This is a genomic window from Streptomyces bohaiensis (assembly GCF_012033785.1).
Taxonomy (GTDB): domain Bacteria; phylum Actinomycetota; class Actinomycetes; order Streptomycetales; family Streptomycetaceae; genus Streptomyces; species Streptomyces bohaiensis.
This window is the reverse complement of the sequence record NZ_JAAVJC010000198.1, coordinates 1-8663: the sequence shown is the minus strand read 5'-3', so window position 1 is coordinate 8663 and position 8663 is coordinate 1. Positions and strand designations below refer to the sequence as shown.

At 75.8% G+C, this 8663-nt stretch carries 8 protein-coding genes and 1 riboswitch; of the genes, 4 read left to right on the top strand and 4 right to left on the bottom strand.

Annotated features, from left to right (window positions below; translation table 11 throughout):
* Positions 1 to 609 (bottom strand): ROK family protein (locus HCN52_RS18230; protein WP_168089522.1); only part of this gene is annotated, 609 nt, incomplete at its 3' end.
* A gap of 248 nt (positions 610 to 857) precedes the next feature.
* Here HCN52_RS18230 and HCN52_RS26430 point away from each other — a divergent pair.
* The 3 genes from HCN52_RS26430 (at position 858) to HCN52_RS18215 (ending at position 3457) form a co-directional block, all read left to right on the top strand.
* Positions 858 to 1583, top strand: coding sequence for a DUF3263 domain-containing protein (locus tag HCN52_RS26430; protein ID WP_209314695.1), 726 nt, complete (start codon positions 858 to 860; stop codon positions 1581 to 1583).
* Between the two features lie 9 nt (positions 1584 to 1592).
* Positions 1593 to 2462, top strand: a complete 870-nt coding sequence (otsB, locus tag HCN52_RS18220; protein ID WP_168089519.1) for a trehalose-phosphatase — start codon at positions 1593 to 1595, stop codon at positions 2460 to 2462.
* A 176-nt stretch (positions 2463 to 2638) separates the two neighbouring features.
* Positions 2639 to 3457, top strand: a complete 819-nt coding sequence (locus tag HCN52_RS18215) for an alpha/beta fold hydrolase (RefSeq protein WP_168089518.1) — start codon at positions 2639 to 2641, stop codon at positions 3455 to 3457.
* An 82-nt stretch (positions 3458 to 3539) separates the two neighbouring features.
* Here the strand turns inward: HCN52_RS18215 and HCN52_RS18210 are convergent, their stop codons facing one another.
* The 3 genes from HCN52_RS18210 to HCN52_RS18200 form a co-directional block, all read right to left on the bottom strand.
* A complete protein-coding gene (locus tag HCN52_RS18210; protein ID WP_245175260.1) occupies positions 3540 to 4109 on the bottom strand; it encodes a DUF1707 and DUF4190 domain-containing protein in 570 nt (189 codons plus the stop codon).
* Between the two features lie 224 nt (positions 4110 to 4333).
* Positions 4334 to 5845, bottom strand: a complete 1512-nt coding sequence (locus HCN52_RS18205; RefSeq protein WP_168089517.1) for an alpha,alpha-trehalose-phosphate synthase (UDP-forming) — start codon at positions 5843 to 5845, stop codon at positions 4334 to 4336.
* A gap of 119 nt (positions 5846 to 5964) precedes the next feature.
* A complete protein-coding gene (locus HCN52_RS18200) occupies positions 5965 to 6933 on the bottom strand; it encodes a glucosyl-3-phosphoglycerate synthase (RefSeq protein WP_168089516.1) in 969 nt (322 codons plus the stop codon).
* A 161-nt stretch (positions 6934 to 7094) separates the two neighbouring features.
* A riboswitch (SAM riboswitch) is annotated at positions 7095 to 7236 on the top strand.
* A gap of 15 nt (positions 7237 to 7251) precedes the next feature.
* Between HCN52_RS18200 and thrC the strand changes: the two genes are divergently transcribed.
* Positions 7252 to 8532: a threonine synthase gene (gene thrC / locus HCN52_RS18195; protein WP_168089515.1), complete on the top strand. Its 1281-nt coding sequence runs from the start codon at positions 7252 to 7254 to the stop codon at positions 8530 to 8532.
* Positions 8533 to 8663 lie beyond the last annotated feature (131 nt).

Genomic DNA, 8663 nt, shown 5'->3' with positions numbered 1-8663 from the left:
GGAGAGAACGGCGGCCGACTCCTTGGCGGAGGACCCCAGGTCGGGCTTGGGCATCCGCTGGAACTCGCGCTTCGCCACCAGGCACGCGACGGCCTCCAGGCACCCGGCCTGGCCGCAGCCGCACGCCGGGCCGCCCGGCCGGACCACGACATGGCCGATCTCACCGGCGCCGCTGTGCGCGCCGGGCTCGACCCGGCCGTCGATGCCGAGGGCGCCGGAGATCCCCGTCCCGAGCGCCACGAAGAAGAAGCGGTCGGCCCCGTCGCCCGCGCCGAGGCGGCCCTCGGCCAGGCCACCGGTCCGCACGTCGTGCCCCAGGGCCACCGGCGTCCCGTCCAGCCGCTCCGAGAGCAGCCGGCGCAGCGGAAGGTCCCGCCAGCCGAGGTTGGCCGCGTACCGCACCACACCCGCCGCGTCGTCCACGATCCCCGGGACCACGACCCCGGCGGCGACCGGGGCGGAGCCGAGGTGCCGCAGCGACGCCTCGCGCAGGTCGGCGGCGAACTCCAGGACCGCGTCGAGCACCGCCTGCGGGCCGCCGTCCCGCGGCGTGGGGCGGCGTTCGCGCAGCAGCGGACGGTGGGTGCCGTCGAGCACCGCGGCCTTCATTCCGGTGCCGCCGACGTCGAGCGCGATGACGTGGCCGGGCGGCGCGGCGGCGGTGCCCGCGGTCGCGGAGCGGGGGGAGGGCTGCGGTCCGGGCAGGGCGTCGCGGACCGCAGCGCGGTCGGTGTCCGGTGGGTTCACGGTGGACAGTGTCGCCCGAACCTGCACAACAGGTCTAGTCCACTGCGCCGCCCGGATGGCTTCGTTTCCCGCGCGTTACCGCTGTCACTCCTCCGCCGTACGATGCGCCCATGCGTGAGGACGGTGAGGAGAACCCGGCCCGACCGGCGGCGACGCCCCCGGCGGGCTCGTCGAGGGAACCCGCGGCCCCGGCGGCGGCCGCCCCGGAACCCGGCGCCCCGCAGGGGCAGTTCCCCGCCGGCGAGGCGCCGGAGGCGGAGGAGGCCGAGGAGGCCGAGGCCGGCTTCCCGGGGCCGGGCCTGCCCGACCCCGGCTTCCCTGAGCTCGACTTCTCCGACGCCGGGCTCCCTGAGCCCGACGTCCCGGACCCGGAGGACGTCGCCGAGCCCGAGGACCTCGGCGGCTGGGAGGAGTTCCGCAGGCCGGGGGAGTCCGCCGGACCGCTCGCGCCCGCCGTGCAGCGGGACCCCGCCCCGGCGCGGCAGGCCGACTCGCCGGCGGCCGAGTCCCTGCCGGCCGACTCCGCCTCGGCCGACTCCCCGCGCCCTGCGGCGCCGGCCCCCACCGACGCCCCCGCCGGCCCGGAGCTGACCGCGATCGCTCCGGCCGAGGGGCTGAGCGCGCAGGACACCGCAGTCCTGGCGCTGGAGAGCCGCGGCGGCCGGATGCGCGGCGGCGCCAAGGAGCGCGTCATCCGGGAGCAGTTGGAGATGTCCCCGACCCGCTACTACCAGCTGCTCAACGCCCTGCTCGACGATCCCGCGGCGCTGCGCCACGCTCCGGTGACGGTCAACCGGCTCCGACGCGTACGCGACGATCGGCGCGCCCAGCGGTAGGGTCGCCGCATGGTCAGCCTCCCGGTACCCCGGACCGACGCGGGCCACGACGGCCTCGCCGCGTTCCGCAGGTCTCCCCACCGCGCGTTGCTCGCGCTGGACTTCGACGGCACCCTCGCCCCCATCGTCCCCGACCCCGAGCAGGCCCGGGCCCACCCCGACGTCCTGCCCGCGCTGGCCCGGCTCGCTCCGCTGGTCGGCACGCTCGCGATCATCACCGGCCGCGCCGCCGCGACCGCCGTCCGGCTCGGGCGGCTCGACGCGGACGAGGCCCCCGCCGACCTCGTCGTCCTGGGCGCCTACGGCGCGGAGCGCTGGGACGCCGCCACGGGGCGGACCCGGACCCCCGGACCGCACGCCGGGGTGGCCGCGGCCCGCGCCGAACTCCCCGAGGTCGTCAGCGGGTCGGTCCCCTCCGGCCAGGCGCACATCGAGGACAAGGGCGGTGCGCTCGCCGTCCACACGCGACGCGCCGCGGACCCCGCCGCCGCGTTGGAGGCGCTGCGTCGTCCCCTCACCGAACTCGCCGCCCGCCACGGGCTGCACGTCGAACCGGGGCGCTTCGTCCTCGAACTCCGGCCGCCCGGCATGGACAAGGGCGCGGCGCTCACCCGCCTCGTCGCCGAGCGCGACCCGTCGGTGGTGGTCTACGGCGGGGACGACCTCGGCGATCTCGCCGCGTTCGCCGCCGTGGAACGGCTGCGGGGCGACGGCATCCCGGGGGTGCGTGTCCTCTCCGCCTCCGCCGAGGTCCCCGAACTCGCCGCCGCGGCCGACCTCGCCGTGGACGGTCCCGCCGGTGTCGCCGAGCTGCTGGGTGCCCTCGCCGATGCGGCGGGGGAGACACCGGGCGGTACCGCGGCCGCTCCGCGCGACTGACCCGTTCCCGCCCGGCGTCCCCTTCCCGCCCCGCCCCGCCCCTCGCGGCGGCCGCGGGGCGGGAACCGTCCGCAGGCCGTGTGGACCGCACCGCACCGTGGCGCAGCGCGGGCCACGGGTCGCCGGGGCGCCCACCGGCGCGACATCGTCCGCGGGACCCGGGGCAGGGGTACCCCATGAGTGCCATCGCCCTGAAGAACGTCACGCTGGACAGCGGAGTCCAGCTCCCCTACGCCGAGTCCGGCCGCCCCGACGGCATCCCCGTCGTCTTCGTCCACGGCCCGGGTGAGACCTGGCGGTCGTTCCAGCCCGTCCTCGGCATGCTGCCGCCGACGCTGCACGGCTTCGCCCCCACCCAGCGCGGCCACGGTGACGCCTCCAAGCCCGCCGACGGGTACCGGCCCGCCGACTACGCCGCCGACCTGGTCGCCTTCCTCGACGCCCTCGGCATCGAGCGCGCCGTCCTGGCCGGTGGCGGCAGCGGCGGCGTCGCCGCCCGCATCGTCGCCGGCGGCCACCCGCACCGCGTCGCGGGGCTGGTACTGCTGGGCACACCCGCCTCCCTCGACGGCAAGGAGTGGGCCGCCGAGGCCCGCCGGGTCACCGACCGGCTGGGCGAGCCGGACGGCCCGGACCCGGCCGAGCTGCTGCCCGAGGACGCCGCGGACGGGGCCGGGCCGGAGTGGTTCGCCACGGCGATGGCGGAGGACGCCCGCGCCACCCCGCCGCACGTCTGGCGGGAGACCATGGACGGGCTGCTGGACTCCGAGGTGGGGACGACGCTCGGCGGCATCCTCGTGCCCACGCTGGCGCTCCGCGGCGACCAGGACGAGCGGGTCACCCCCGACGACCAGGCCCGCATCACCGACACCGTGCCCGCGGCCCGGCTGGACGTCCTGGAAGGGGCCGGCCACGCCGTCCACTGGGAGCAGCCGGCCTCGGTCGTCGGCCGACTCGCCGAGTTCGCCGAGGCGGTGACCCGGAGAGCCGCCTGAACCGCCGGCTCCGGCCGGGCGCACGGCGACGCCCGGCCGGCCGGCCTCCGCGCGGCGCGAGCGGGCGCGGGCGGAGCGGGCGTCAGAGGGTGAACGTCCCGATGACCAGGATGAGCAGCGCCCAGAACGCGATGCCCAGGTAGCCGAAGACGAGGCCGGTGACGGCCAGGCCGTCGCCCTCCTCGCGGTTCTGGCGGATCTCCGCCCGCGCCTTGTGCCCGAGGATGACGGCGGGGATCGACGAGATGCCGTAGAACATGCCGCCGAGCCCGCACAGCAGCGCGCCGATGGCCAGACGGTTGGTCGGCGCGTTCGGCGGCGGCACCATCCAACCCGGGTGGCCGGGGCCGGGATAGACACCCGGGACGTGGTAGTTGGGCGCGGGGGGCGCCGGGTAGAACGTCGCGGGGACCTGCGACTGCGGCACGGCCGGCGGGCCCGCCAACGGTCCGTTGGGGAGGTCGAGGATCAGCCGCTGGAGGTCGCCCTGGGTGACGGCCCGCGCGCTGAGGTCCACGCGGCGGTCGAACTCCGCCTTGTCCAACCGGCCCTCGGCGAATCCCGAACGCAGCACGTCGGTGGTCCGCTCCCGGTCCGCGTGCGAGGCGCGCATTCCGCCGTTACCGCTGGACTGGTGCTGCCAGCTCGACATGCCATCACCCCATCCGTGGCGCCCGCCCTCTCTCCGGCGGCGCTGTCTTCCCCGACCATCATGCCGGACGGGCCGCTGACGGAGGCTGCGCGGGGGCGGACTGGTGCGGATCGGTTACGAAAGCCCCGGCGGCGGGAGCGACGGCGGGCGCGGGTGCGCCCGGCCCGCACTCGCGGAGCACCGCACGGGCCGGGCCGGGCGTGGAGGACGGACCGGGGGAGGGATCACGCCCGCAGCGCGGCCAACTGCGCCAGGAACCAGGACTGCGGCGGCAGCGCCGTCGCCGCCGCGGCCAAGCGGCGGCTCCGCTCGGCCCGCTCGACCGGGGGCATGAGCAGCGCCGCGTGCAGCGCCTCGGCGGTCCCGGCGATGTCGTACGGGTTGACCTCCAGGGCGTCGTCGCCGAGTTCGGCGAACGCCCCCGCCTCCCGCGAGAGCACCAGCGCGCAGCCGCGCTCGGCGAGGACCGGGATCTCCTTGGCGACGAGGTTCATGCCGTCCCGGATGGGATTCACCAGCGCCACGTCCGCCATGCGGTAGGCGGCCAGCGAGCGGGCGAAGTCGTCCTTGACGTGGAGGACGACCGGCTGCCAGTCGGCGGTGCCGAACCGCTCGTTGATCGAGCCCGCCAGCCGGCTCACCTCCTCGGTGTACGCGCGGTACACCGCGAGGTCCTGCCGGGAGGGGTAGGCGAAGGCGACGTGCACGACCCGGTCGAGCCACTCCGGGTGGTCCTCCAGCAGCCGCTCGTACGCCAGCAGTCCGCGCACGATGTTCTTGCTCAGCTCGGTGCGGTCGACCCGCACGATCGTGCGGCGGTCGCCGACCTGCTCCCGCAGCGCGGCCAGCCGCTCGTCCACGTCCGGCCGCGCGGCGCGCTCCCGCAGGAACGCGCCGTCGGCGCCGAGGCCGTGCACCCCGATCCGGGCGGTGGCACCGTCGTACCCGATGCGGAGCTCGTGGCCGTGGTCGGTGACCTCGGCGCCGAGCACCACGCGGCAGCACTCGGCGAACGCCTCCGCCCAGCGCCAGGTGAGGAAGGCGGCGCGGTCGGACCCCAGGATGCCCAGCAGCACCTGGCGGGCGATCGGGTCGGGCAGCAGCCGGAACGCGTCGGCCGGCGCCCAGGGGGTGTGGGAGAAGTGGCCGACCCGCAGGTCGGGGCGGAGGGTGCGCAGCAACCGGGGCACCAGGGAGAGGTGGTAGTCCTGCACCAGCACGGTGGCGCCCGCCGCGGCCTCCTCCGCGAGCGCCTCGGCGAAGGCGGCGTTGTACCGCTGGAACTCCTCCCAGCGGCCCTCGAACTCGCGGTCGAAGATCGGCTCCACCGGGCTCTGGTACAGCATGTGGTGCACGAACCACAGCACGGAGTTGGCGATGCCGTTGTAGGCGGCGTCGAACGTCTGCTGCGGGATGTCCAGCATCCGCACCGCGCGGCCGCCGGTGTCGGCCCCGTCCAGCGTGCCGCCCGCGGCGCGCCGGGCCGCTTCCCGGTCGGCGTCGGAGAGCGCGGCGCAGACCCACGTTCCGGAGTCCTCGCCCAGGGCGCTGAGCCCCGAGACCAGGCCGCCGCCGCCGCGTCGGGCGGTGAGGGTGCCGTCCTCGGCGAGCGAGTAGCTCACCGGACCGCGGTTGGACGCGACCAGCACCTGTCCGGCCGACCGGCCGTCGGGGGCGGCCGGGGACCGCCGCTCGGAGGTGCCGGGAACGTCGGTCGTCTGCCGCTGGGTCGCCATGCGCGAAAGCTTTGCCCGCGACGCGGGGTATCAAACGTGTGTCCTGGTACCGCGCGCCCATCGGCCCCGGCGCCCACCTGCACGGGCGCGGCCCGGGCGGTCGGCTCGGGGCCCGGCGGTCAGGCGGCCCGGCGGGTCGCCATGTACTCGGCGATCTCCACCGCGGGGGGTCGCTCGGTGGTGTCCACCCGGTGGTGCACCGGGGTGAAGCCGCCCTGCGGCGCCCGGTCGAACTGGGTGAGGCCCGCCCGCAGCGGCGCGCCGCCGCCGGGCAGCCGCGCCTGCGCCGTGCGGTAGATCGCGGCGGCCATCCGCCCCAGCGCCTGCCCGTCCTGGTGCCGGTGGCGCCGCACCCCGACATCGACCTGCGCGATGGCGTCGAGCCCCGCCAGGTGCAGCGTGTCCACCAGCGTGCCCAGCTCGACCCCGTACCCGACCGGGAACGGCAGCTGCTCCAGCAGCGAGCGCCGCGCCGCGTACTCGCCGCCCAGCGGCTGCACCACCCCCGCCAGCCGCGGCCAGTGAAGGTTCAGCAGCGGACGGGCGACCAGCTCCGTGACCCGTCCGCCCTGCCCGGCGCCCTCCGGACCGCCGCCCAGCGGGCGGTCGTACATCGCCTTGACCAGCTGCACCCCGGGGTCGGTCAGCAGCGGCCCGATGATGCCGGAGACGAAGCGGGTGTCGAACTCCCGCAGATCGGCGTCGACGAAGCAGACGATCTCCCCGGTGGCCGCGAACAGCGACCGCCACAGCACCTCGCCCTTGCCGGGGAGCGCCGGCAGCCGGGGCAGCACCTCGTCGCGGTGGACCACCTTCGCCCCGGCCGCGGCGGCGACCGCCGCCGTGCGGTCGGTCGAGCCGGAGTCCATCACCAGCAGCTCGTCGACGAGCGGTACGCGTTCCACCAGCTCGGTCCGGATCGCCTCGGCGATCGTCCCGACGGTGGCCTCCTCGTTCAGCGCGGGCAGCACCACGCTGACCGTGCCGGCCGCGCCGGCCCGCCGCTTGGCTGCGAGCAGCCGGGGAAGCGGTCGGTCGTCGGCGGACCAGGACCGTCGGCACAGCCAGCTCTCGGCCTCTTCCAGCACGATCTCGCTCCTCGCGCTCGGCGTGCGTCCCCCGAACGGGTGTCTCGGAGGCTGGACAACCCGCCTCATTGTCCTAGCCGTCCGTTACAGTCTCGGACAGTGCTTGTGACCTCCGCATATCGGGGGGCCCGGCACGGCTGGCGACAGTCACAACCACATACAGCTCATCCAGAGGGGCAGAGGGAACGGCCCGTTGAAGCCCCGGCAACCCTCCCGCCGGTCTCGCATTCCGAAGCGAGGTCCCCGGTCGGGGAAGGTGCCAATTCCGTCCTGCGGCGAGAGTCGCCGTGGGGAAGATGAGGAGAGGGCCTCGCACCCATGTCTCTGCTCACCGAGCACCGCTCCGGAACCGTCGACCTCGGCCCCGCCGCCGCGCTGTCCTGTCGCGAGTGCGGGCAGCGGTATCCGTTGAGTCCCATCTTCGCCTGCAACGAGTGTTTCGGCCCGCTGGAGATCGCCTACGACCTCCCCGGCGGCGACCCCGAGGCGCTCCGCAGCCGGATCGAAGCGGGCCCCCGTTCCATCTGGCGGTACGCGCCGCTGCTGCCCGTCCCCGCCGATGTCGCGGACAAGCCCAACCTCAACCCGGGCGGTACGCCGCTGGTGCGGGCCGACCGGCTGGCCGCCGAGCTGGGCGTCACCGGTGAACTGCACGTCAAGGACGACTCCGGCAACCCCACCCACTCCTTCAAGGACCGCGTGGTGGCCTGTGCCGTCGAGGCGGCCCGCGCCTTCGGCTTCACCACGCTGTCCTGCTCCTCCACCGGCAACCTCGCCGGTGCGGTGGGTGCGGCGGCGGCCCGCGCGGGGCTGCGGTCCTGCGTCTTCATCCCGCACGACCTGGAGCACGCCAAGGTCACCGCGGCGGCGGTGTACGGCGGCGAGCTGGTCGGGATCGAGGGCAGCTACGACGACGTCAACCGGTTCTGCAGCGAGCTGATCGGCGACCCGGCGGGGGAGGGCTGGGGGTTCGTCAACGTCAACCTCCGCCCGTACTACGCCGAGGGCTCCAAGACCCTGGCGTACGAGATCTGCGAGCAGCTCGGCTGGCGCCTGCCGGACCAGCTGGTGGTCCCGATCGCCTCCGGTTCCCAGCTGACCAAGATCGACAAGGCGCTGCGGGAGCTGATCACCCTCGGCCTGGTCGAGGACAAGCCCTACAAGATCTTCGGCGCGCAGGCCGAGGGCTGCTCGCCGGTGTCGCAGGCGTTCAAGAACGGTCAGGACGTGATCCGGCCGGTGCGTCCGGCGACGATCGCCAAGTCCCTGGCGATCGGCAACCCGGCCGACGGCCCCTACGTCCTGGACATCGCACGGCGCACCGGCGGCGCGGTGGAGGACGTCACCGACGAGCAGATCGTCGACGCCATCAAGCTGCTCGCCCGCACCGAGGGCATCTTCGCGGAGACCGCCGGCGGCGTCACCGTCGGAGTGACGCGGAAGCTGCTCGCCGAGGGCGTGCTCGACCCGTCGCTGACCACCGTGGTCCTCAACACCGGTGAGGGGCTGAAGACGTTGGACGCGGTCGCGCCGACCACCGGCCCCTCCGCCGTGATCCGGCCGGACCTGACCGCGTTCCTCGACGCCGGCCTGGCCTGAGCCGCCGCGCGGTTCCGCGCCGCCTCCGCCGCCCCGTACCGCCGCCGGTCGGCGGGCCGCCCCGACCGGGCCCCGCCGCACCACCCCGGCCGCACCGGACGTGCGGCGGACAGCGCGCCGCACCCCCGCGC

Coding starts and splice junctions, on each gene's coding strand:
- HCN52_RS26430 (WP_209314695.1), top strand. CDS start 858: ATGCGTGAGGACGGTGAGGAGAACCCGGCCCGACCGGCGGCGACGCCC.
- otsB (WP_168089519.1), top strand. CDS start 1,593: ATGGTCAGCCTCCCGGTACCCCGGACCGACGCGGGCCACGACGGCCTC.
- HCN52_RS18215 (WP_168089518.1), top strand. CDS start 2,639: ATGAGTGCCATCGCCCTGAAGAACGTCACGCTGGACAGCGGAGTCCAG.
- HCN52_RS18210 (WP_245175260.1), bottom strand. CDS start 4,109: ATGTCGAGCTGGCAGCACCAGTCCAGCGGTAACGGCGGAATGCGCGCC.
- HCN52_RS18205 (WP_168089517.1), bottom strand. CDS start 5,845: ATGGCGACCCAGCGGCAGACGACCGACGTTCCCGGCACCTCCGAGCGG.
- thrC (WP_168089515.1), top strand. CDS start 7,252: ATGTCTCTGCTCACCGAGCACCGCTCCGGAACCGTCGACCTCGGCCCC.